Origin of the sequence: Corynebacterium glutamicum ATCC 13032, from assembly GCF_000011325.1 — a bacterium.
GTDB lineage: Bacteria > Actinomycetota > Actinomycetes > Mycobacteriales > Mycobacteriaceae > Corynebacterium > Corynebacterium glutamicum.
Genome location: NC_003450.3, coordinates 3,238,071 through 3,258,538, shown reverse-complemented (window position 1 = coordinate 3,258,538; position 20,468 = coordinate 3,238,071). Strand labels below are relative to the sequence as shown.

Sequence of the window (20,468 nt, the reverse complement as noted above, 5' to 3'; positions counted from 1 at the left end):
CTAGCACCTAACAAACCACCACACCTTTTAGAAAGTGATTCTCGCTGTGAACAACTCACTCGCATTCAACCACGACACCCTCCCACAGAAAGTCATGTTTGGATATGGCAAGTCCAGTGCATTCTTAAAGCAGGAAGTTGAACGCCGCGGCTCAGCCAAGGTCATGGTCATTGCGGGTGAACGAGAAATGTCGATCGCCCATAAGGTGGCCTCAGAAATTGAGGTGGCGATCTGGCACGACGAAGTTGTCATGCACGTGCCCATCGAAGTAGCCGAACGTGCGCGTGCAGTGGCAACCGACAATGAGATTGATCTGCTGGTGTGTGTTGGCGGCGGATCCACCATAGGTTTGGCCAAAGCAATTGCCATGACCACTGCCCTGCCCATCGTCGCGATCCCCACCACCTACGCAGGATCGGAAGCAACCAACGTGTGGGGTCTGACGGAAGCAGCGCGCAAAACAACCGGTGTTGATCTGAAGGTGCTCCCCGAAACAGTCATTTACGATTCCGAACTCACCATGTCGCTTCCAGTGGAGATGTCCGTGGCATCCGGACTCAACGGCCTGGCGCACTGCATTGATTCTTTGTGGGGACCCAACGCCGATCCCATCAACGCAGTGCTTGCAGCCGAAGGAATCCGCGCACTCAACCAGGGACTGCCGAAAATTGTTGCGAACCCGCACAGCATCGAAGGACGCGACGAAGCCCTCTACGGCGCCTACCTCGCAGCAGTATCCTTCGCCTCCGCAGGCTCCGGACTACACCACAAAATCTGCCACACCTTGGGAGGCACCTTCAACCTCCCCCACGCCCAAACCCACGCAACCGTGCTGCCGTATGTTTTGGCATTCAACGCAGGCGACGCACCAGAAGCTGAACGCCGCGCAGCCGCAGCCTTTGGAACTGACACCGCACTAGAAGGCCTGCAACGCCTCCGCTTGTCAGTCAACGCACCGAAACGACTTTCCGACTACGGCTTCGAGGCTTCAGGAATTGCTGAGGCAGTGGACGTCACGTTGGAGAAAGTTCCCGCCAACAATCCTCGCCCAGTGACCCGGGAAAACCTCAGCAGATTGCTCGAAGCAGCACTCAACGGTGAGGATCCGGCAGTTCTTAGCGCAGTACTCAGTAACTAACCCGGCGATTTTTCAAGGAGAAAATCATGACAACCACCACCGCAGACCACAACATCAGCGCGCAGCAAAAGGCTGTTGAAGAAAATCTGGTGAACCGTGTCCTCCAATCTTTTGATGCGTGTGAAAACCCGCGCCTCAAGCAGCTGATGGAATCGCTGGTTGTGCATCTGCACGATTTCATCCGGGATGTGCGCCTCACCGAGGATGAGTGGAATTACGCCATTGATTTCCTCACAGCGGTTGGCCACATTACTGATGACAAGCGCCAAGAGTTTGTGTTGCTTTCCGATACCTTGGGCGCCTCGATGCAGACCATCGCGGTGAACAACGAAGCGTATGAAAACTCAACGGAAGCTACAGTCTTTGGTCCATTCTTCCTCGATGACGCTCCTGAGGTTGAGCTGGGTGGAGATATCGCCGGCGGCGCCCAGGGGCAGGCAGCGTGGATTGAAGGAACCGTCACCGACACTGAAGGCAATCCCGTTCCGAATGCTCGTATCGAGGTGTGGGAGTGCGATGAAGATGGACTCTACGATGTCCAATATGCCGATGAGCGCATGGCGGGTCGCGCGTATATGCACACCGACGCCAATGGCGATTACCGCTTCTGGGGTCTGACTCCGGTTCCTTATCCAATCCCCCACGATGGCCCCGTGGGCAACATGCTCAAGGCGGTTGGTCGTTCGCCGGTGCGCTGCGCCCACCTTCACTTCATGGTGACCGCTCCTGAATTGCGCACCTTGGTCACTCACATTTTCGTTGAGGGTGATCCGCAGCTAGAAATCGGCGATTCCGTCTTCGGGGTCAAGGACTCGTTGATCAAGAAGTTTGAGGAGCAGGCGCCAGGCACTCCTACCCCAGATGGTCGGGATCTCGGCGATCAGACGTGGGCGCGCACGCGCTTCGACATCGTGCTCGCGCCGGGCGCGTAGGATTTCGCTTTTCGACGCAACCCTCCAGAATGCCAATGTTTCACGTGAAACATTGGCATTCTTTGGATTCCAGACCGATCTCCATCAATTCACAGGCGAAGCGAACCGAAAACGATTGCGTTGTTCTACACTGATCAGAGCCCGTCCCTCAACAAGAAGAGCAACACCAATGAATCTGAAAGATCTCAAGGCCGCAGAGACCCGTCAAAGGTTTATCGATGTAGCCCACGAACTCTTCTTGGAGCACGGTTATGGTTCCACCTCCATGAATCAGATTGCTCAGGCAGCGGGTGGTAGCCGGGCAAACCTTTACCTTCATTTCCGTAACAAGCCCGATCTCATGATGGCTAAAATGCGGGAACTTGAACCCGCGGTCCGCACCCCTGTCCTAAAAGTTTTTGATCTCCCTGAACACACTTTGGAGTCCATTCTTAGATGGCTGGACTCCATGACGGAGGTGTGGAAAGCGAATGCCAAAGTGTTCGGGGCGATGGAACAAGCGATGGTCGAAGATGCTGCGGTGGCCGATGAGTGGCTTTCAATGATGCAGAGGTTGAGCCAATCGGTGCCCGAATTGGTTGAGAATGAAGAGCGTCGAGTTCAGTTCCTGGCTAGCTTGATGGGCATGGATAGAAACTTTTACTTCCTCTATGTCCGAGGGCAAGATGTTGATGAGGAATTGCTAAAGTTGGCTGTGGCTCGCCAATGGTTGGCAGTTTTCCAATAGGCAATGCGCCCCAATCCCCTATTTGTGAATTATTTCAAATTGGGGGCCATTTGTGTGGAAGTCCACTGATGGCGTGCAGCCTGTTTGGGTGGTCGCGCTGGAGATTGTGGAACGCTTAATATCCTTCGCGCACACTTCTTTACCCCCATTTTGTTCCTTATTGAGCACATGGTGTCCGAAAGTGCTTTTCAAGCGAGGGGCATTTGTGGGATTTAGGGAATTGTGAAGCCGTATCTGACTTCTTTCAATGTTTCACGTGAAACATTTCCCTCATTTGCCGTTCAATCCCCTGTGATCAACTTAAGCCTCTAGCTATTTTCAACTGTGTTTCAGTTGCGGGATCGTTGGGTGCCTAATTGGAGTTGTGCTTTTAGGTGGAGGATCATAGAGGTTATGAACACCGACACAACTCAAGACGGTGTGAGTCCTGAACCTTCCGACCCCCACCTAGGGTCTGAAGTGGCGGAAACTCACCGCGAAAAGAAATTCTTCGGCCAGCCTTGGGGGCTGGCAAATCTCTTCGGCGTGGAGATGTGGGAGCGATTCAGCTTCTACGGCATGCAGTCCATCCTTGCTTTCTATCTGTACTACTCCGTCACCGATGGCGGACTTGGTATGAATCAGACAGCTGCACTGTCCATTGTGGGCGCCTACGGCGGCTTCGTCTACATGACCTCCCTCGTGGCTTCGTTCATTGCAGACCGAGTATTGGGCTCTGAACGTACACTCTTCTACTCCGCGATCATCGTCATGCTGGGCCACATTGCCCTGGCCTTGATTCCGGGATATACGGGACTGTCCATCGGCTTGGTCCTCATCGGCCTTGGCTCAGGTGGCGTGAAGACGGCAGCGCAGGTTGTGCTGGGCCAGCTGTACTCACGCACGGACACGCGTCGAGACGCAGGCTTCTCCATCTTCTACATGGGCGTCAACCTCGGTGGCCTCTTTGGCCCGCTGATCACCAACGCTCTGTGGGGATGGGGAGGATTCCACTGGGGCTTCGGTATCGCCGCAGTCGGCATGGCTTTGGGTCTCATCCAATACGTGGCGATGCGTAAAACCACCATCGGTGCGGCAGGCCATACTGTTCCTAACCCACTGCCTAAGAATGAATATGCGCGCTGGATTATCGGTGCAGTCGTGGTTGTCGCAGCAGTTGTCGCTCTCATCGCAACGGGCATCATCAAGCTGGAATGGCTGTCCAACATCACCGCAGCGATCGCACTGATTGCGGCTATTGCTCTGCTTGCTCAGATGTACGTTTCCCCACTGACCACCGCAGCGGAAAAGTCCCGCTTGTTGGGATTCATCCCGATGTTCATCGGTGGCGTGCTTTTCTTCGCGATCTTCCAAACCCAGTTCACGGTCCTCGCGGTTTACTCCGACACCCGCCTGGACCGTAACTTCTTCGGCATTGATCTTCCTCCAGGATTGATCAACTCCTTCAACCCAATCTTCATCATCATCTTCTCCGGAATCTTTGCCACCTTGTGGACAAAACTCGGAGCAAAGCAGTGGTCTACTGCAGTGAAGTTCGGTGTCGCCAACATTGTCATTGGTTGCGCGCTGTTCTTCTTCCTGCCGTTCGCCGGCGGTGCAGAGAACTCTACCCCAATGGCACTGATCATTTGGGTCTACTTCCTCTTCACCATCGCTGAGCTTCTGCTCTCCCCTGTCGGCAACTCACTTGCAACCAAGGTCGCACCCGAGGCATTCCAGTCCCGCATGTTCGCCGTGTGGCTGATGGCTGTCTCCATGGGTACGTCCCTGTCCGGCACCCTGGGTGGTTACTACGATCCAACCGATGCAGGATCTGAAAAGGTCTTCTTCATTACCGTTGGCGTTGCAGCCATCGTTCTTGGTGCAATCGTCATAGCAGCCAAGGGCTGGGTGCTGAAGAAGTTCATCGACGTCCGATAGGCCTCACAAAGCCTCAAAACAAAAACCGCCTGCCTTCTCTAAACAGAGAAGGCAGGCGGTTTTTAGATGCGAGGAACCTTAGTTCTTCAAGGTCTGATCGGAGCTTTCGATCTGATCCTTGTTCATCTCTTTGATCTCAGATTTGAAAATGCGCATCGAACGGCCAACGGACCGAGCAACATCAGGCAACTTATTGGAACCAAAGAGGACAATTACTACAAGAGCAACAATGAGTAATTGTGCTGGACCTGCAGGCGTCATAACGGACCTTCCGTAGGAAATATTTCTGCATTCCACCCTAGACTTAATCCCTGGGAGCCTAAAATAATCAATTCATTTATCCGGCGATTAGTCGCGCAAAACACATCGCTACCCGATCAGGCGACAGAGATTTCATGAGATACAGCGCCTTATCCAACTTTGACACCCCGTGATGCACCTTTCCCTTCGCCCACCGAGATTTCGGATGCACCGCATCCCATACCGCCTGTGCCACCTGTTCCGGAGTGATCCGGACACCCAAACGCTTCAGTGACTTAGCCTTCACGCCGTTCACCAAATCGGTTTTCGCCCACAAAGGCCAAACATCGACCACGCGAATATCGTCTTTCCGCCACTCCAAATTCAGCGCCTCAGTAAGACCTGCGACGTAAAACTTCGAAGCCGAATACACCGCGATCTGGGGCTGCCCGTACACCGCCGACGCCGAGGACATGTTTAACAACTGGGCGCCCGGCGTGCGCGCCAAATAAGGATGAGCGGCGCGGGCACCAAGAGTCACGCCATTGACGTTGATTGCAAGAAGCTTGTCGACGCTCCCCTCCTCTGCGTCCTGCAGCGGTCCCTCAATAATTACGCCGGCATTATTGTCCACCACATCGATGGTGCCTCCGGTGTGCGTCGCAAAGTCTTCTAGGGCTTTGTCCCACGACTCGGACTGTCGAACATTGAGGTAGCCCCAGCGAAGATTGGGGTGTGAGTAGGTGATTTCCGCGAGGTCGTAGGCTCCAACGAGCCAACCTTCGTGAAGAAATTTCAACGCCACAGCTTTGCCAATTCCGTTCGCCGCACCGGAAATGAAGATTGATTTCATGGTGTTTACTTTAGGTGAGATATGCCCTGAGCTGGCACGATTCAATCAGCAGAAAGCTGGCAGAATTTTCTTAAGCCGGTTGAGATGACCTTTGTTGGTTAGCCATGATGATATGCCATTTCCGCAGCTAGATCATGATGATGGGGGAATTCCCATAAACTTCAGTATTTTTGCATTTGTGCAGGTCACGGAGTTGAAAATTGGTCTGACCGCTGTTTGTGGGAAAAATTTTTTCGGTGTTAACTTCAAGTCACAGCAACGGAACACACCGTCGCTGGCACACCTTGCAAGTACACGAGAAAGTGAGTTCTTTTCATGGGATACATCGTCAACATCTTCAACACTGTCCTGGGAAGCGTTTCCGACATCTTCTCTGCAGTCGTTCTTTCTTCCTAAATCTCACTCAACCACTTAAAAGGAGTTCAACATGTTCGATCAGATTCAGCACTTCACCGACATTGCACAAAACTTCCAGCCTGCACAGTGGGGCGCTCAAATTCAGGAGCAGTTCCAGCAGCACTTCCCTCAGCAGATTCAGCAGTGGGTTCGCCCTGAGGCTGCTCCCCTGCCGGAGCGTACCTCTTCCCTCTCTTCCTAAGAACACATGAGGGGACGCTTCAAGTGAAACATCCCCCAATGCGATCCGGAATGATTAGCTTTGCTGCCAACTCAGCTGCCAGAGAGACGCCATCGGTAACCGATGTTCTGGGAGGGCTGCGGTTGGAGGTAAAGCCTCATCGTGGCAAGTCTAGCGATACCTTAAGCTTTTTTAAACCTTTTACAACAGACGTTCTTGCTTCTTTACAACAATCACTTTAAGGAGATCACTATGTTTGATCAGTTCCAGCAGTTCACCGACATTGCACAGAACTTCCAGGGCGCACAGTGGGGTGTCCAGATTCAGGAGCAGTTCCAGCAGCACTTCCAGAATTGGTTTAACACCGAAACTGTAGAGCCAGCCAAGAGCACTTTCTCCCTCAGCTCCTAGTCGCTCTTTAAGGTCAATGTTTCACGTGAAACATTGACCGAGGAGCCCTGCTCCCCTTGAGAATCGCAGCGCAGCTGTTTTTACTCCCCGAACTCATTCAACCTCAGCAAAGGAAATCACTATGTTTGATCAGATCCAGCACTTCACCGACATCGCACAGAACTTCAAGCCAGCACAGTGGGGCGCTCAGATCCAAGAGCAGTTCCAGCACTTCCAGGGATGGGCGCGACCTGAAGCAGTCGAGTCACAGCACTACACTTCTTCACTCTCTTCCTAGAAGTAGCTAAAGAGGGAGAATGTTTCACGTGAAACATTCTCCCTCTTTTCGTCTTTACTTGATGAGGCGTTCTACGGCTTCCGCCACCGGAGTTGAACCGTCGGTGAGTTCAACAATGATCTTTGACAACTGCGGTTGATGCAGAGCTTCATCAATGAACGCTGCGACATTATCGCGAGCAACATTGCCGTAATTAATCGCTAAGCCAGCAGTGACTAAACCATCCCCTGCCTCATCTTGAAGCACGCCTGGTCGGACAATAACCCAGTCTAGGTCAGTGTGACTGAGGTAGACATCGGCGGACTTCTTCACCTTCATATAGTGCTCAAAGTTCTCGGTGGTGTTCTCCCCGCGGGAGGATTCCGGAAACGCAGAGACCAAGATGAAGCGTGAAACGTTGGCCGCGCTGGCAGCGTCGGCGGCTTTACGGAGGCCGGCGCCGTCGATAAGCGTGGTATTTTCTTGCCCTGTTCCGTGGGCGCCTGCAGAAAATACGATGGCATCGTGACCGCGGAAAAGCTCCGCAAGCTCCTCCGTGCTGTTGTGGATGAGATCCCCGAGTACGGCAGTTGCCCCAGTGTCTGTGATTTTTGAGGCCTGCTCAAGATTGCGGTGCATGCCGCTAACTGCATCTCCCCTGGCGTGAAGCAGGCTGGAAAGTCGATTGCCGATGCCACCCGCAGCGCCGATGATGAAAACCTTCATGTCAACTCTCCTTTAAAGTACGTAGTCGTATTGGTGAACATACCTGGGTTCCGCACCTAGTGCGAGGGCTGCTTGGTTTGCCCAGGAAGGATCCTTGAGCAGTGGACGGCCGAGGAAAACTGCATTGACATCGCCAGAATCAACCAAATTGTGCGCAGTTTGGGCGTCATCAATGCGCCCCACAGCAGCGACTGTCACTCCGGTACTTGCGTGAAGATCTGCGGCCTTCGCGGTTTGGTAATCGCGGTCATGCGGAATGGGGACGATGTCGAGGCCACCAGAAGAGGCATCGATCAAATCAACTCCGTGCTCGGATGCCCACAAAGCCAGCTGCCTGCTTTGGCTCAGCGTCCAGGACTCGCGATCATCCTGTGGGTTTTCCTCCACCCAGTCGGTGGTGGAAATGCGCATGAATACAGGCTTTTCCTCTGGCCACACTGCGCGGATTGCATCAATGACTTCGAGCACGATGCGAGCGCGGTTTTCTAAAGATCCGCCGTATGAATCGGTGCGCTTGTTGGAGATCGGAGAAAGGAAGTTATGCAAAAGGTAGCCGTGTGCTGCGTGAATTTCCACGACATCAAAACCAGCCTGATCGGCACGAACGGCGGCGCCAGCGAACTGCTGCACAACCTCTTGGATTTCTGAAACCGTCAGCTCGCGCGGAGCAGGCAAACCTGGGAATGCCAGAGGGCTGGGGCCGACAGTCTCCCATCCATTGGTTTCTGGTCCAACATATCCGCCACCATTCCACGGAGCATCGGTGGATGCCTTGCGGCCAGCATGGGCTAATTGAACGGCCGGTACTGCCCCACCGGCGCGAATAGCTGCTGTCACTCGGGAGAATGGTTCAATTTGGTCATGGCTCCAAAGTCCAAGGTCGACTGGGGAGATGGGAGCTACGGGGTTCACTCCAGTTGCTTCAACCATGACTAATCCGACACCACCTGCTGCGCGAGCTGCGTAATGAGCCTGGTGAAAATCGGTGGGAAGACCTGAACCGGTGGCTGCAGAGTAGGTGCACATCGGTGACATCCACACGCGGTTGGGGATGGTGATGTCGCGGATTTGAATTGGGGTAAACAGCTTGGACACCAAAGGCTCCATTCGATCGACTAGTACGACGTTTGCCATACAACGAGTTTGATCGTACAACTAGCTTGGCTTGAGGGCAAGGTACGATTAGAGTCGTACCTAAATTCAATACTGTTTTACGAGATCATTTGGAGGGTGTCATGGCCCGCAAATTGGAACATCCATCTTTGGCCGAGATGAATTTAAATGCCATCATGTTTGCGCTGTCGGATCCTATTAGGCGACAAATCCTGTCGCAGCTGTCGTGCGGACATAATGATCAGGCATGTGTTGCCTTCGAGCTTCCAGTATCTAAATCCACCTCAACGCACCACTTCCGCGTACTCCGTGAGGCGGGTCTGATTACTCAGCGCTATGAAGGAACTGCCATTCTAAGTGCGCTGCGCAGCGAAGATATGGAAGCGCGTTTTCCGGGACTGCTGACTTCTGTCATGCGAGCGGAAGTGGAAGAGCGCAACGCAGCTGACTTGCCCGTTTAGGACGGTTAGCAAGTATTATCCTCCAGCAACCACCCACTTCTCCCCTGCCTCCACGGTGAGATTGAGGTGGTTGTTCAGGCTGGGCGATGGGCACAGGAACTTTCGGTTCAATGCCTTTGGGGGAAGATAAGCGCGGTTGAAATCAATGATGGTGTTTCCCTCGGCATCAGGGCGTGGGATGTCGACAAAACGATGCTGATAAACGCCCAACGTCGAGGAATTGTCGCTAAATAGTGCCCGTAGATTATTTTTCTGAACGGTTACACGAAGACGGTAATCCAGACGGCCCTTCAAAAAGTGCACCCAACCCGCAGTAGGCGTGGCAACGATAACTCCATCAGCTGCAGCGGTGTTAACAGTGTCAGGTTCCGGGAAGAAGCGAGCCTCAATCCGCCATTCCTCGGACGGTGGGAAAGCTGCGATGGAGTGGAATTCAAAACGCTTCGGATTGCGTGCATCAAAAACCTGAAGTGCAAACTGTCCAAGCCGTTCAATGACGGTGAGGGTGAAATCTTCCGCTATCAAGAGCTCACCGGGGCGCAGTTGCACCGTTCCAGTTGTTGCGAAAGCTGGTGGTAAATGTGCTCCCACTACCCCGCCGCCTCGTTTATACCATCGCCCGGGAAGTGAAGGAAAAGTGTGCGCGTCCTTGAGTGTGGTGGCGCTAATCCACTCTGTGGCACTCAGGCTGGTGGCGCCGGTGCGGCTGATGGCCTCTTTGTTTCGGGAGAAATGCCAAGCGTGCCAAGCGGTTTGATCAAGGGGATTAGTTGCCTGCAGAGTGTGAGTCATGAGTGTGCTTTCCGTTAGTTGCTGCGAATGTACGCTTTCGTTTCAAGCTAATCTAGACCATGCTGTCTATTTGGGGAAGGTGTTTTATTCACACCGGCCCGAACTGCCTAGAATGCAAAAAAGTGGCCCCCGGAAGGTGACCACTTTCATTGCTTGACCAGCTTGGCTAGCTACTGAGGACTTTTAGGCGTTGGCTTTCTGTTCCTGCGCATCACGACCATAACGAGCTGCAAGCCATGCACAAATCATCAGCTGGACTTGGTGGAAGATCATCAACGGCAAGATGAGCAGGCCGATATTGGCGCCACCGAAGATGACTGCCGCCATTGGGAGGCCTGTGGCCAGGGATTTCTTGGTTCCGCAGAACTGAATAGCGATGGAATCTGCCCGGTTAAATCCAAGGCGTGTAGCCATGAACAGCGTGAACCACAGCATGGCCATCACCAGCAGAATAGCGAAAACAATGAGGTAGATAATCTCTAGAACGCTCACAGTGGACCAAATGCCAGCCACCATGCCGGCAGAAAACGCGGAGTACACGACCATCGCGATCGAGCCGCGGTCCACGATTTTTGTTGCTTTGTTGGCCGCAAAATTCTTCACCCAACGCCTACATACCTGGCCGAGGATGAACGGCAGCAGAAGCTGAATCGCAATGTCGAGGAAGACCTGGGAATCCACGTGAACTCCCCCGCCCGCAGACATGATGAGCATGACCAGCAGCGGAGTGAGGAAAACACCCGCAAGGTTGGAGAGCGATGCCGACACAATCGCACCAGCTACGTTGCCTTTAGCGATCGAGGTAAACGCCACCGATGACTGCACGGTGGACGGAACGAGCGTGAGGAACAAAATTCCCCGATAAATATCTTCCGACACAAATGCAGTCATCGGCTCGAGCCCAATGCCGATAAGTGGGAATATTCCGAAAGTGATCGCCAAAATAGTCAGGTGAAGCCTCCAGTGCTTCAGACCATTCAGCGCCTCTTGGGTGGATAGGCGGGCACCATAAAGAAAAAACAGCAGCGCAATGGCAATCTTGACGGCGACATCAAACCAATCCGCAGCAACCCCGCGAACTGGAATGATGATCGCCACAATGACAGCCAGCACAATGAGGACAATGAGCGGATCTAGGCGTTTGAGGCGTTCAAGCATGCACATTAGTGTACGGTGCAATCGCCTCAAACACCGGGAAAAATTTGGCTTTAGACGCCCACCTCCATACCCTCCTTGTGGCTTGTGGGTGGTACTGTGAGAAGACATCGCGTGGGGGCATGGGCGATGGAAATGACCAGCAGTTTTAGGTGAACCCAATATTGGTTTCCCTGATGCTCGGTGAATCAAGTTACTTGAAATGAAATAGTGGGATTAACCCATTAATTTTATCGCTCTATTTAGTTTCGTCACTGTGTCGTTAATCAATTGACTTCCTGCGTGGTTGAATCAGCGCAAGGATTGTGGATTTTTGGACTATTCTCGACACCATGACTTCCCTCCTTACTCCCATTGCAATCCGTGGATTAGAAATTCCCAATAGGATGTGGCTCGCGCCCATGTGCCAGTACCAAGCCAATAACCTCGATGGGGTTCCACTTGATTGGCACCTCGTGCATTACGGAGCCCGAGCTGTTGGCGGCTTCGGACTCCTCATCGCGGAATCCACCGGCATTAGTCCAGAGGGAAGAATCTCATCGCGTTGCACTGGCCTATGGAATGAGGCCCAAGTTGAGGCATGGGAGAGAATTACAAATTTTGTCCACGCTCAAGGTGGACTGATCGGTGTGCAACTTAACCATGCAGGCCGCAAAGCGAGCACATATCCGGCCCTTCCTAACTTCCCTACTGGTACTCAATCAGTTGACGAGGGTGGATGGGAAACCTTTGGGCCTAGTGCTGTCGCTCAGCCGGGGCTTGCAGATCCGACCGAATTGACCCGCGAAGGTATTGAAAAGGTTATTCAGGATTTCGCTGCTGCTGCAGAGCGCGCGGTGCGTGCAGGGTTTGATGCTGTGGAGGTCCATGGTGCCCACGGTTACCTGTTGCATCAGTTCCTCACTCCCGTCGCAAATAAACGTACTGATATTTATGGAGGTTCGTTTGAGAATCGCACACGACTATTTAGGGAAGTAGCCCAGGCGATCCGTGCAGTGATTCCGGGCTCGATGCCACTGATTGCCCGGATCTCTGCCACGGACTGGATTGATGATGAACCTTCGTGGGATGACGATCAAACCGTCTCGCTTGTGTCAGATCTGAAAAAGCTGGGTGTGGATGCAGTCGATATTTCCACCGGAGGTGCAGTACCCGCGACAATCCCTGTGGAGCCGAGCTATCAAGTGAAATTTGCTCGTCGTGTGAAGCAAGAGGTGGGTATCCCTACCTCCGCGGTTGGATTAATTACTCATGTGGGTCAGGCGCAGGGGCATCTTGATCGTGGAGATGCGGACATTATTTCGCTGGGTCGAGCTGCCCTCCGCTACCCTTCCTGGCCACTATTTGCTGCGCATGAACTGGGGAAAACTCGCGATGAGATCCCCTACCCACCGTCCTATGTGCGAGGTGCGTGGTAGAAAAATGGCGATGTTTCACGTGAAACATCGCCATTTTTTGTCTGTTTTTCTACTGCACGGACGCGCTCAGAGTGTCGCCGTCCTGCTTGAGATTGGCGCTGGTGAGTCCGTTCTGGGCTGGGCCGGACACAACTGAACCATCGGAAATGTTGAAGACTGACTTATGGTTCGTGCAAATAACAGTGTCTCCCTCTACCTTGGTGATGCGTGATCCCTGGTGTGGGCATGCAGAAGAGTAAGCCACGAAGTTGCCTTCGGTTGGCTGCGCAATGATTACGGAACCCAAGATGACAGAGCTTCCGACGGGGACTTCAGTAGCCGCTACCTCCTGATCTGGTTCAGTACCACAGGCTGCAAGAAAAGCACCTGCGAAGGTTGTTGCTGTTCCAAGAAGAAACATGCGGCGGCTACACATGGGGGCTGGTTGAGTCATAATGCCTAGTATCGTCCAGAGAATCTTATTTAGCCAGTTGCTAAAGTAGGTTCCTTCGCTGCGCCCCAAGTAGGCCTACTCCCCCAAGGGCGACACCAATAATCGCGAATGTGAGCAACGGCCACACTGCTTCATCGGAGTTTGCCCATGAATGTGTCAGTGGCGAGAATTCCATTTGCTGCTCGGTGAGTGAGAACAATGGGCCGAGGAGAGTCACTACCGACGCCGCAATAATGGGGAGCCAGGCAAGGTGGATGACGCGCGGTGCAAGTCCCGCTACTGCGATTGCGATTCCTAGGAAGAACAGTGCATGGACGGCAATTGAGAGGCCGGAAAGCACCATGAGGGAGGTCCCGTCTTCCACTGTTGACGGTTGGAGATACAAACCCAGGAGAGCACATAGAATGGCGAAAATGGTGCAGGAGGTTAGCGTCGATAAGCATGCTTGAACGCAGCCCCATAGGGGCGACCAGCGGCGCACGCCCGTGCTGCGGACCGCGTCGATGAGGCCTTCGCGCTCTTGGCCGATGAACCCGATGACGGGCAAGACCACTGCGATGCTGAGCAGAATAGACGCGATTTGGAAGACGTAGACGATGAAGGTGATCTGCAATTCGCCCGCTGGCAAGAAGGCTTCGACGGCTTGCATCGTCGCGGCATCGCCTTGCAGCGACGGCAGGAGTGAGTCGATGAGGGGAAGGAAAATCAGCAGAACCAAGCCGATGACGATCGACCAAGTGATCAGATTTCCTCTGTGAAGCACCATGTTCAGGCTGTACAGGCTTCGGATTTTTCGCTCGCGGTAGCGCTTCGAACCTCGAAGGTGAAGCAGGCTTTCATCGAAGGGGCGCCGGGAATCGAGGGTAAATGCAACGCCGATGAGCGCCGCGCACACGATGGCCAAGACCAAAGCCTTCAGCCAACTGTCTTCCGTGAAGGGTGCGATCACTGTGCGCCAGCCCTGCGGTGACACCCAGTTGAGGTGAGTTGCCCAGCTTGACGACGATGTGTCAGCGAACATTCTGATCAAAAATGCGGCACCCACGCTGAGGAGGCCAAGGCGGTTGAAGTTGGTTCCCCTCCCCCACAAGCTCTGCAGAATGCTCGTGATGGCCATGGTGGCGAGCATGGTGAGAGTGATGGTTACGCCGAACGCTATGCTGCCAGCGACCGTGATTTCATCAATGCTTAGATATCGAAAAGCGAGCAGGATGAAGGCGCACACCGCACCGTTGAGGACAGACACAATCGTGCCTGTGGCGATCGCCGCGCCGAAACGGGAAGAACCGCTGCGCCCCGCGGCATACACATACTCGACGAGACCCGAGCTTTCAGGTTTGCGATGAAGCGAGCTAAACAGCAAAACCATCATCACCGACGACAACACGCATAACCATGCTCCAGTTTCCCAGGCGGTTAATTGCCCAATGGTGCCAGGCGATGGAAGATAGCCATACATTGCTTGAGTGCCCACATTATTTTGCACACTTGAGACAACCGGCCCACGGCTCGCAAGGTCCGGATAGGTGGCAACATATGACGGCGGGGTGATGATGAGAAATACCCAGATGCCAAGCAGCCACCACAGAATGAGCATCCGACGAAGACGTAGATTAAGACGGATCATTGTGATGCCTTGCTTTCTGAACCACTCACGGTTTCTCCATAGTGACGCAAGAAGATCTCCTCCAGCGACGCCGCGGTGCTGATGATGTCCTGGCCGCCAGCGTCGATGATGATGCGCAAAATATCGGGAACCTCGGAGGCATCGCAGGTGATGCTGAGATGGCCAGCATCGAAATCCACTTCTCCCCTGCCAGCAAGGTGTTGAGGTACCGCCGGAATCGTGGCAGTAATGCGGTGAGCGGAGATCTTCCTCAGATAGCTCACCTCATTAGATGCAACTGCTCGCCCCTCTTTAAGGACCGTGACGTAATCACACAGCTGCTCCACCTCACTGAGAATGTGGCTGCTGAGTAACACGGACGCGCCGTTGGTTCGTGCCTTGCGGACATAGGTGACAAAGACTTGCTCCATGATGGGATCCAAGCCTGCGGTGGGCTCGTCAACGATGAGGAGCTCGGGCTCATGACTGAGCGCCGCGATGAGACTGACTTTCCTTCTGTTACCTGTCGAGTATTCGCGGATCTTCTTCGAGGGATCCAATTGGAAGGCGTCAATGAGCTCGTTTTCTAGAGCTCGGTTGGATGGAGTCTTGCGGAGTGATTCGAGCGCCCTGAAAACTTCCGCCCCAGTGAGGTTGTCCCACAGTGTGGCATCTCCTGGAACGTAGCCAACTCTTCGAAGGACATCGGGGTGAGCAACAGGATCTTGGCCGAGAATAGCGACTGAACCTGTTTGGGGTTTTAGCACTCCAATGAGTGCCCTGATGGTTGTTGACTTTCCTGCACCGTTGGGGCCGAGGAAGCCGTGAATGCTCCCCTGCTCCACCGTGAGGCTGAGGCCGTTGACAGCTGTGAACGACCCAAAACTCAAACTTAGATTTTGAACCTGAACTGCCGGAGTGTTCATAACTCTCATTCAACTCCACTTGGAGACAAAAATCAGCAGATGTTTCACGTGAAACATTTCGCGTGGGAACTTCGAGGTGTCTTCGTGGGGCGTACGGAGATCTAGCAAGTGTGGCTTTATGTTTGACCCTATCCGAATCAACATGCAGTGAATTAACATCTACTTATGTTTGTACTCAAAGATCTGCTAAAGGCAGAACGCATAGAACTCGACCGCACGGTCACCGATTGGCGTGAAGGCATCCGCGCCGCAGGTGTACTCCTAGAAAAGACAAACAGCATTGATTCCGCCTACACCGATGCCATGATCGCCAGCGTGGAAGAAAAAGGCCCCTACATTGTGGTCGCTCCAGGTTTCGCTTTCGCGCACGCCCGCCCCAGCAGAGCAGTCCGCGAGACCGCTATGTCGTGGGTGCGCCTGGCCTCCCCTGTTTCCTTCGGTCACAGTAAGAATGATCCCGTCAATCTCATCGTTGCTCTCGCTGCCAAAGATGCCACCGCACATACCCAAGCGATGGCGGCATTGGCTAAAGCTTTAGGAAAATACCGAAAGGATCTCGACGAGGCACAAAGTCCCGAGGAGATCCAAGCAATCTTAGAGAAGGCAGCAGCGCCGGCGAAGCAGAAGGCTCCTGCTGTGGCTCCTGCTGTAACACCCACTGACGCTCCTGCAGCCTCAGTCCAATCCAAAACCCACGACAAGATCCTCACCGTCTGTGGCAACGGCTTGGGTACCTCCCTCTTCCTCAAAAACACCCTTGAGCAAGTTTTCGACACCTGGGGTTGGGGTCCATACATGACGGTGGAGGCAACCGACACTATCTCCGCCAAGGGCAAAGCCAAGGAAGCTGATCTCATCATGACCTCTGGTGAAATCGCCCGCACGTTGGGTGATGTTGGAATCCCGGTTCACGTGATCAATGACTTCACGAGCACCGATGAAATCGATGCTGCGCTTCGTGAACGCTACGACATCTAACTACTTTAAAAGGACGAAAATATTATGGACTGGTTAACCATTCCTCTTTTCCTCGTTAATGAAATCCTTGCGGTTCCGGCTTTCCTCATCGGTATCATCACCGCCGTGGGATTGGGTGCCATGGGGCGTTCCGTCGGTCAGGTTATCGGTGGAGCAATCAAAGCAACGTTGGGCTTTTTGCTCATTGGTGCGGGTGCCACGTTGGTCACTGCCTCCCTGGAGCCACTGGGTGCGATGATCATGGGTGCCACAGGCATGCGTGGTGTTGTCCCAACGAATGAAGCCATCGCCGGAATCGCACAGGCTGAATACGGCGCGCAGGTGGCGTGGCTGATGATTCTGGGCTTCGCCATCTCTTTGGTGTTGGCTCGTTTCACCAACCTGCGTTATGTCTTCCTCACCGGACACCACGTGCTGTTCATGTCCACCATGCTCACCATCATCTTGGCCACCGCCGGATTTGATGCGTGGATTGTGGTGGGTGTGGGTGCTCTCTTGCTCGGTATTCTCATGGTGTCGTTGCCTGCGTTCGCGCATCCGTGGACTCGCCGAATCACTGGCGATGATTCCATTGCCATTGGACACTTCGGCACCGCAGGTTATGTAGCTGCCGGTGCAGTCGGCCGACTGGTCGGTGGCAAGGGCAAGAAGGCCAGCCCTTCCACTGAGGATATGAAGGTTCCGGAAGGCTTGCGCTTCCTCCGCGACTCCATGGTTTCTACAGCTCTGTCCATGGCGATCATGTACATCATTTTGGCTATTTTGTTCCTGGTGCGCGCAGGAGAAGAAGAAGCCTTCACTGCATTCCCCAATGGCGCCACCAACGTAGGCAACTACATCATGCAGTCCTTCACTCAAGGTCTGCAGTTCGGCGTTGCAGTTGCCGTGATTCTCTTTGGTGTCCGCACCATTCTTGGTGAACTGGTCCCCGCATTCCAAGGTATTGCTGCGAAGGTTGTTCCCGGAGCTATCCCCGCATTGGATGCACCGATCGTGTTCCCCTACGCGCAGAACGCCGTTCTCATTGGTTTCTTGTCTTCCTTCGTCGGTGGCTTGGTTGGCCTGACTGTTCTTGCATCGTGGCTGAACCCAGCTTTTGGTGTCGCGTTGATTCTGCCTGGTTTGGTCCCCCACTTCTTCACTGGTGGCGCGGCGGGCGTTTACGGTAATGCCACGGGTGGTCGTCGAGGAGCAGTATTTGGCGCCTTTGCCAACGGTCTTCTGATTACCTTCCTCCCTGCTTTCCTGCTTGGTGTGCTTGGTTCCTTCGGGTCAGAGAACACCACTTTCGGTGATGCGGACTTTGGTTGGTTCGGAATCGTTGTTGGTTCTGCAGCCAAGGTGGAAGGTGCTGGCGGGCTCATCTTGTTGCTCATCATCGCAGCGGTTCTTCTGGGTGGCGCGATGGTCTTCCAGAAGCGCGTCGTGAATGGGCACTGGGATCCAGCTCCCAACCGTGAGCGCGTGGAGAAGGCGGAAGCTGATGCCACTCCAACGGCTGGGGCTCGGACCTACCCTAAGATTGCTCCTCCGGCGGGCGCTCCTACCCCACCGGCTCGAAGCTAAGATCTCCAAAACCCTGAGATTTCCTAAACCGCAAACAAAGAAGCCGCCTCCCAGCCCGAGAGCTAGGAGGCGGCTTCTTTGTACATCTGTACTTTAGGGCAATGTTTCACGTGAAACATTGCCACATTTAAAGGCCTAAACCTTCTTGGTCGCTGCCTTCATCGCAGAGATGAACTCAGTGAGATCCTTCTTCAAACCGTCCATATCTCGAATGGTGGACGGGTTCGGGTGCTCACCTTCGCAGTGGGAAGCAATGATCTTGGTGATCGCGGAACCCGTGATCGCACCGGAAGCACCCGCTGCAATCGCGTCTGCCACGTGCTGAGGGGATGAGATGCCGAAGCCCAAGAGGATGGGTGCGCCATCAAATTTCTTGATGTTGTCCACCACTGCGGACAGGCCGTCGGTGGATGATTCACGTTCGGTGCCGGTGACGCCGTCGCGGGAGATGGCGTAGATGTAGCCCTTTGATGCGGCGGAGACACCCTCGAGGGTTTTCTCGCTGGCGTTGGCCGGAGCGATGTAAATGGGATCAATTCCGGCTGCTGCAGCTGCTGCAGAAAACGGTGCGCCTTCGCGGACTGGGACGTCTGGCAGGAGGATGGAGTCTGCGCCAGCTTCAGCGAACTCTTGGTAGAAGCGATCCAAGCCACGGGTGAAAGGAACGTTGCCGTAGATGAGCATTCCGATGGGAACCTCTGGGTAGGCTGCGCGCACGCGCTTGATCTGCTCGAGTGCGCTGTCTACGGTGGCGCCGCCGTCGAGTGCGCGGAGGTGGGATTCCGCGACGGTGGGGCCATCGGCAACTGGGTCGGAGAAAGGTACGCCAAGTTCCAGTGCATCTGCGCCAGCTTCGATTGCTGTGGAGATGATCTGGAAAGCCTCCTCTGGTGAAGGGTCGCTCAGCATGATGAAGGGAACAAAGGCGCCCTCCCCTGCCGTGTCGAGGCGTGCAAAAAGATCGTCGTAACGGCTCATCGGTTGTCCTTCAGGATCAGTTCTGGATTTTCTTCGAGGGTGCGGCGCACGTGGTCAACGTCCTTGTCGCCACGGCCGGATAGGGAGACGAGGATGGTTAAGTTCTGGCCTTCCTCTTCGGCGGTCTTGGCGCGCTTGAGTGCGTAGGCGAACGCGTGTGAGGATTCCAGTGCGGGGATGATGCCTTCGTAGCGGGCGAGGTACTGGAATGCTTGGAGGGCTTCGGCGTCGGTGATACCAACGTAGGTGGCGCGGCCGGTGGCGTGCAGGTGTGCGTGCTGTGGGCCGACGCCTGGGTAATCAAGTCCGGCGGAGATGGAGTAGGACTCTTCCACTTGGCCGTCGGAGTTGCGCATCAGGTAGGAACGGGTGCCGTGCAGGATGCCGATCTGACCGTTGGTGATGGTTGCGCCGTGCTTGCCGGAGTCGAGGCCTTCACCGGCTGGCTCAGCGCCGACGAGCTCTACACCTTCATCGTCAATGAAGTCTGCGAACATGCCGATGGCGTTGGAGCCACCACCGACACAGGCGACCACAACGTCGGGAAGCTTGCCGGTGCGCTCTAGCATCTGTGCCTTGGCTTCCTCAGAGATCACCTTGTGGAATTCACGCACGATGGTTGGGAATGGGTGCGGGCCGGCGGCGGTGCCGAGAAGGTAGTGGGACTCGTGGAAGGTTGCGGTCCAATCGCGCAGCGCTTCATTCACGGCGTCCTTCAGGGTGCCGGAACCAGATTCCACGGGGATGACCTTCGCGCCGTGCAGCTGCATGCGGTAGACGTTGGGCTGCTGGCGGGCAACGTCCTTGGCGCCCATGTAGACAACGCACTCGAGGCCCATGAGCGCACATGCGAGAGCGGTGGCGGTGCCGTGCTGGCCTGCGCCGGTCTCTGCGATGATGCGGGTTTTGCCCATGCGCTTGGCAAGCAGCACCTGGCCGATCACCTGGTTAGTTTTGTGTGCACCGCCGTGGACGAGGTCTTCGCGCTTGAGGAAGATCCGCGCAAAGCCTTTGCCTTCGCCTGCGAGTGGCAGGTTGGAGCATTCGGTCAGCGGGGTTGGGCGGCCGAGGTAATCGCGGAGGTAGCCGCCGAGTTCTTCGCGGAACTCTGGGCTGTTGGTCGCGTCAACGAAGGCCTTCTCCAGCTGGTCGAGAGCAGGCAGGAGGGATTCCGCGACGAACTGGCCGCCGAATTCACCGAAGTATGCAGGCAGCAGCGTGGAGCCGCCCAAGTTTTCTTTTTCAGTCATGATCCTATTTAA

The 20,468-nt window shown here is 54.6% G+C and carries 22 protein-coding genes; 11 read left to right on the top strand and 11 right to left on the bottom strand.

The window, feature by feature from the left end; translation table 11 throughout:
• Positions 1-46: 46 nt before the first annotated feature.
• The 4 genes from CGL_RS15205 (at position 47) to CGL_RS15190 (ending at position 4,717) form a co-directional block, all read left to right on the top strand.
• The gene (locus CGL_RS15205; RefSeq protein WP_011015597.1) at positions 47-1,138 is read left to right on the top strand and encodes a maleylacetate reductase; all 1,092 of its coding nucleotides are present in this window, start codon (positions 47-49) and stop codon (positions 1,136-1,138) included.
• 26 nt (positions 1,139-1,164) lie between these two features.
• Complete coding sequence (locus tag CGL_RS15200) at positions 1,165-2,070, top strand: dioxygenase (RefSeq protein ID WP_011015596.1); 906 nt, start codon at positions 1,165-1,167, stop codon at positions 2,068-2,070.
• Positions 2,071-2,239: 169 nt separating this feature from the next.
• Positions 2,240-2,797, top strand: a complete 558-nt coding sequence (locus CGL_RS15195) for a TetR/AcrR family transcriptional regulator (RefSeq protein ID WP_011015595.1) — start codon at positions 2,240-2,242, stop codon at positions 2,795-2,797.
• 393 nt (positions 2,798-3,190) lie between these two features.
• The gene (locus CGL_RS15190) at positions 3,191-4,717 is read left to right on the top strand and encodes a peptide MFS transporter (RefSeq protein WP_003855213.1); all 1,527 of its coding nucleotides are present in this window, start codon (positions 3,191-3,193) and stop codon (positions 4,715-4,717) included.
• A 78-nt stretch (positions 4,718-4,795) separates the two neighbouring features.
• Here CGL_RS15190 and tatA read toward each other — a convergent pair whose 3' ends face one another.
• Both tatA and CGL_RS15180 read right to left on the bottom strand, forming a co-directional pair.
• Positions 4,796-4,978 (bottom strand): Sec-independent protein translocase subunit TatA, encoded by a 183-nt coding sequence (gene tatA / locus CGL_RS15185; protein WP_003855212.1) that lies wholly within the window; start codon positions 4,976-4,978, stop codon positions 4,796-4,798.
• 76 nt (positions 4,979-5,054) lie between these two features.
• Entirely contained in the window at positions 5,055-5,810 is a 756-nt protein-coding gene (locus CGL_RS15180; RefSeq protein WP_011015594.1) for an SDR family oxidoreductase, read from the bottom strand.
• A 427-nt stretch (positions 5,811-6,237) separates the two neighbouring features.
• Here CGL_RS15180 and grtA point away from each other — a divergent pair, with 427 nt between their 5' ends.
• From grtA to grtC, 3 genes are all read left to right on the top strand, one after another.
• Complete coding sequence (gene grtA, locus CGL_RS15505; protein WP_011015593.1) at positions 6,238-6,408, top strand: type I toxin-antitoxin system antitoxin GrtA; 171 nt, start codon at positions 6,238-6,240, stop codon at positions 6,406-6,408.
• A gap of 231 nt (positions 6,409-6,639) precedes the next feature.
• Positions 6,640-6,798 (top strand): type I toxin-antitoxin system antitoxin GrtB, encoded by a 159-nt coding sequence (gene grtB, locus CGL_RS15500; RefSeq protein WP_011015592.1) that lies wholly within the window; start codon positions 6,640-6,642, stop codon positions 6,796-6,798.
• A gap of 121 nt (positions 6,799-6,919) precedes the next feature.
• Entirely contained in the window at positions 6,920-7,075 is a 156-nt protein-coding gene (gene grtC, locus CGL_RS15495) for a type I toxin-antitoxin system antitoxin GrtC (protein WP_003855208.1), read from the top strand.
• Positions 7,076-7,129: 54 nt separating this feature from the next.
• On the opposite strand, the gene CGL_RS15175 is transcribed toward grtC, so the two are convergent.
• Both CGL_RS15175 and CGL_RS15170 read right to left on the bottom strand, forming a co-directional pair.
• The gene (locus tag CGL_RS15175; protein WP_011015591.1) at positions 7,130-7,780 is read right to left on the bottom strand and encodes an NAD(P)-binding oxidoreductase; all 651 of its coding nucleotides are present in this window, start codon (positions 7,778-7,780) and stop codon (positions 7,130-7,132) included.
• A 12-nt stretch (positions 7,781-7,792) separates the two neighbouring features.
• On the bottom strand, positions 7,793-8,914 hold the full coding sequence (locus CGL_RS15170; protein WP_011015590.1) for an NADH:flavin oxidoreductase/NADH oxidase: 1,122 nt from the start codon (positions 8,912-8,914) through the stop codon (positions 7,793-7,795).
• A 101-nt stretch (positions 8,915-9,015) separates the two neighbouring features.
• Between CGL_RS15170 and CGL_RS15165 the strand changes: the two genes are divergently transcribed.
• Positions 9,016-9,354 (top strand): ArsR/SmtB family transcription factor, encoded by a 339-nt coding sequence (locus tag CGL_RS15165; protein WP_003855203.1) that lies wholly within the window; start codon positions 9,016-9,018, stop codon positions 9,352-9,354.
• Between the two features lie 15 nt (positions 9,355-9,369).
• Here CGL_RS15165 and CGL_RS15160 read toward each other — a convergent pair whose 3' ends face one another.
• Both CGL_RS15160 and CGL_RS15155 read right to left on the bottom strand, forming a co-directional pair.
• On the bottom strand, positions 9,370-10,146 hold the full coding sequence (locus CGL_RS15160) for a DUF1684 domain-containing protein (RefSeq protein WP_011015589.1): 777 nt from the start codon (positions 10,144-10,146) through the stop codon (positions 9,370-9,372).
• Positions 10,147-10,329: 183 nt separating this feature from the next.
• Complete coding sequence (locus CGL_RS15155) at positions 10,330-11,304, bottom strand: bile acid:sodium symporter family protein (protein ID WP_020948664.1); 975 nt, start codon at positions 11,302-11,304, stop codon at positions 10,330-10,332.
• Between the two features lie 302 nt (positions 11,305-11,606).
• Between CGL_RS15155 and CGL_RS15150 the strand changes: the two genes are divergently transcribed.
• The gene (locus CGL_RS15150) at positions 11,607-12,719 is read left to right on the top strand and encodes an NADH:flavin oxidoreductase/NADH oxidase (protein ID WP_011015587.1); all 1,113 of its coding nucleotides are present in this window, start codon (positions 11,607-11,609) and stop codon (positions 12,717-12,719) included.
• 49 nt (positions 12,720-12,768) lie between these two features.
• On the opposite strand, the gene CGL_RS15145 is transcribed toward CGL_RS15150, so the two are convergent.
• The 3 genes from CGL_RS15145 to CGL_RS15135 form a co-directional block, all read right to left on the bottom strand.
• Positions 12,769-13,119 carry a Rieske (2Fe-2S) protein gene (locus CGL_RS15145; RefSeq protein WP_003855195.1) on the bottom strand — a complete coding sequence of 117 codons (351 nt, stop codon included), beginning with the start codon at positions 13,117-13,119 and terminating at the stop codon, positions 12,769-12,771.
• A 73-nt stretch (positions 13,120-13,192) separates the two neighbouring features.
• Complete coding sequence (locus CGL_RS15140; RefSeq protein ID WP_011015585.1) at positions 13,193-14,779, bottom strand: ABC transporter permease; 1,587 nt, start codon at positions 14,777-14,779, stop codon at positions 13,193-13,195.
• A complete protein-coding gene (locus CGL_RS15135; protein WP_004567959.1) occupies positions 14,776-15,684 on the bottom strand; it encodes an ABC transporter ATP-binding protein in 909 nt (302 codons plus the stop codon). Before CGL_RS15135 ends, CGL_RS15140 begins: the two co-directional genes overlap by 4 nt.
• A 165-nt stretch (positions 15,685-15,849) precedes the next feature.
• On the opposite strand from CGL_RS15135, the gene CGL_RS15130 reads away from it, so the two are divergent.
• Positions 15,850-16,662, top strand: a complete 813-nt coding sequence (locus tag CGL_RS15130; RefSeq protein ID WP_011015584.1) for a PTS sugar transporter subunit IIA — start codon at positions 15,850-15,852, stop codon at positions 16,660-16,662.
• A gap of 24 nt (positions 16,663-16,686) precedes the next feature.
• Positions 16,687-18,228: a PTS ascorbate transporter subunit IIC gene (locus tag CGL_RS15125; protein ID WP_011015583.1), complete on the top strand. Its 1,542-nt coding sequence runs from the start codon at positions 16,687-16,689 to the stop codon at positions 18,226-18,228.
• A 135-nt stretch (positions 18,229-18,363) separates the two neighbouring features.
• On the opposite strand, the gene trpA is transcribed toward CGL_RS15125, so the two are convergent.
• Both trpA and trpB read right to left on the bottom strand, forming a co-directional pair.
• Positions 18,364-19,206: a tryptophan synthase subunit alpha gene (gene trpA, locus CGL_RS15120; protein ID WP_004567954.1), complete on the bottom strand. Its 843-nt coding sequence runs from the start codon at positions 19,204-19,206 to the stop codon at positions 18,364-18,366.
• Positions 19,203-20,456, bottom strand: coding sequence for a tryptophan synthase subunit beta (gene trpB / locus CGL_RS15115; protein WP_004567953.1), 1,254 nt, complete (start codon positions 20,454-20,456; stop codon positions 19,203-19,205). Before trpB ends, trpA begins: the two co-directional genes overlap by 4 nt.
• Positions 20,457-20,468: the final 12 nt, after the last annotated feature.

What these genes read in the sequence shown, in the direction of transcription:
- tatA (WP_003855212.1), bottom strand. Translation starts at nt 4,978, where the DNA reads ATGACGCCTGCAGGTCCAGCACAATTACTCATTGTTGCTCTTGTAGTA.
- grtA (WP_011015593.1), top strand. Translation starts at nt 6,238, where the DNA reads ATGTTCGATCAGATTCAGCACTTCACCGACATTGCACAAAACTTCCAG.
- trpA (WP_004567954.1), bottom strand. Translation starts at nt 19,206, where the DNA reads ATGAGCCGTTACGACGATCTTTTTGCACGCCTCGACACGGCAGGGGAG.
- CGL_RS15145 (WP_003855195.1), bottom strand. Translation starts at nt 13,119, where the DNA reads ATGTTTCTTCTTGGAACAGCAACAACCTTCGCAGGTGCTTTTCTTGCA.
- trpB (WP_004567953.1), bottom strand. Translation starts at nt 20,456, where the DNA reads ATGACTGAAAAAGAAAACTTGGGCGGCTCCACGCTGCTGCCTGCATAC.
- CGL_RS15140 (WP_011015585.1), bottom strand. Translation starts at nt 14,779, where the DNA reads ATGATCCGTCTTAATCTACGTCTTCGTCGGATGCTCATTCTGTGGTGG.
- CGL_RS15200 (WP_011015596.1), top strand. Translation starts at nt 1,165, where the DNA reads ATGACAACCACCACCGCAGACCACAACATCAGCGCGCAGCAAAAGGCT.
- CGL_RS15175 (WP_011015591.1), bottom strand. Translation starts at nt 7,780, where the DNA reads ATGAAGGTTTTCATCATCGGCGCTGCGGGTGGCATCGGCAATCGACTT.
- CGL_RS15130 (WP_011015584.1), top strand. Translation starts at nt 15,850, where the DNA reads ATGTTTGTACTCAAAGATCTGCTAAAGGCAGAACGCATAGAACTCGAC.
- CGL_RS15195 (WP_011015595.1), top strand. Translation starts at nt 2,240, where the DNA reads ATGAATCTGAAAGATCTCAAGGCCGCAGAGACCCGTCAAAGGTTTATC.
- grtB (WP_011015592.1), top strand. Translation starts at nt 6,640, where the DNA reads ATGTTTGATCAGTTCCAGCAGTTCACCGACATTGCACAGAACTTCCAG.
- CGL_RS15190 (WP_003855213.1), top strand. Translation starts at nt 3,191, where the DNA reads ATGAACACCGACACAACTCAAGACGGTGTGAGTCCTGAACCTTCCGAC.
- grtC (WP_003855208.1), top strand. Translation starts at nt 6,920, where the DNA reads ATGTTTGATCAGATCCAGCACTTCACCGACATCGCACAGAACTTCAAG.
- CGL_RS15170 (WP_011015590.1), bottom strand. Translation starts at nt 8,914, where the DNA reads ATGGCAAACGTCGTACTAGTCGATCGAATGGAGCCTTTGGTGTCCAAG.
- CGL_RS15160 (WP_011015589.1), bottom strand. Translation starts at nt 10,146, where the DNA reads ATGACTCACACTCTGCAGGCAACTAATCCCCTTGATCAAACCGCTTGG.
- CGL_RS15165 (WP_003855203.1), top strand. Translation starts at nt 9,016, where the DNA reads ATGGCCCGCAAATTGGAACATCCATCTTTGGCCGAGATGAATTTAAAT.
- CGL_RS15180 (WP_011015594.1), bottom strand. Translation starts at nt 5,810, where the DNA reads ATGAAATCAATCTTCATTTCCGGTGCGGCGAACGGAATTGGCAAAGCT.
- CGL_RS15155 (WP_020948664.1), bottom strand. Translation starts at nt 11,304, where the DNA reads ATGCTTGAACGCCTCAAACGCCTAGATCCGCTCATTGTCCTCATTGTG.
- CGL_RS15125 (WP_011015583.1), top strand. Translation starts at nt 16,687, where the DNA reads ATGGACTGGTTAACCATTCCTCTTTTCCTCGTTAATGAAATCCTTGCG.
- CGL_RS15135 (WP_004567959.1), bottom strand. Translation starts at nt 15,684, where the DNA reads ATGAACACTCCGGCAGTTCAGGTTCAAAATCTAAGTTTGAGTTTTGGG.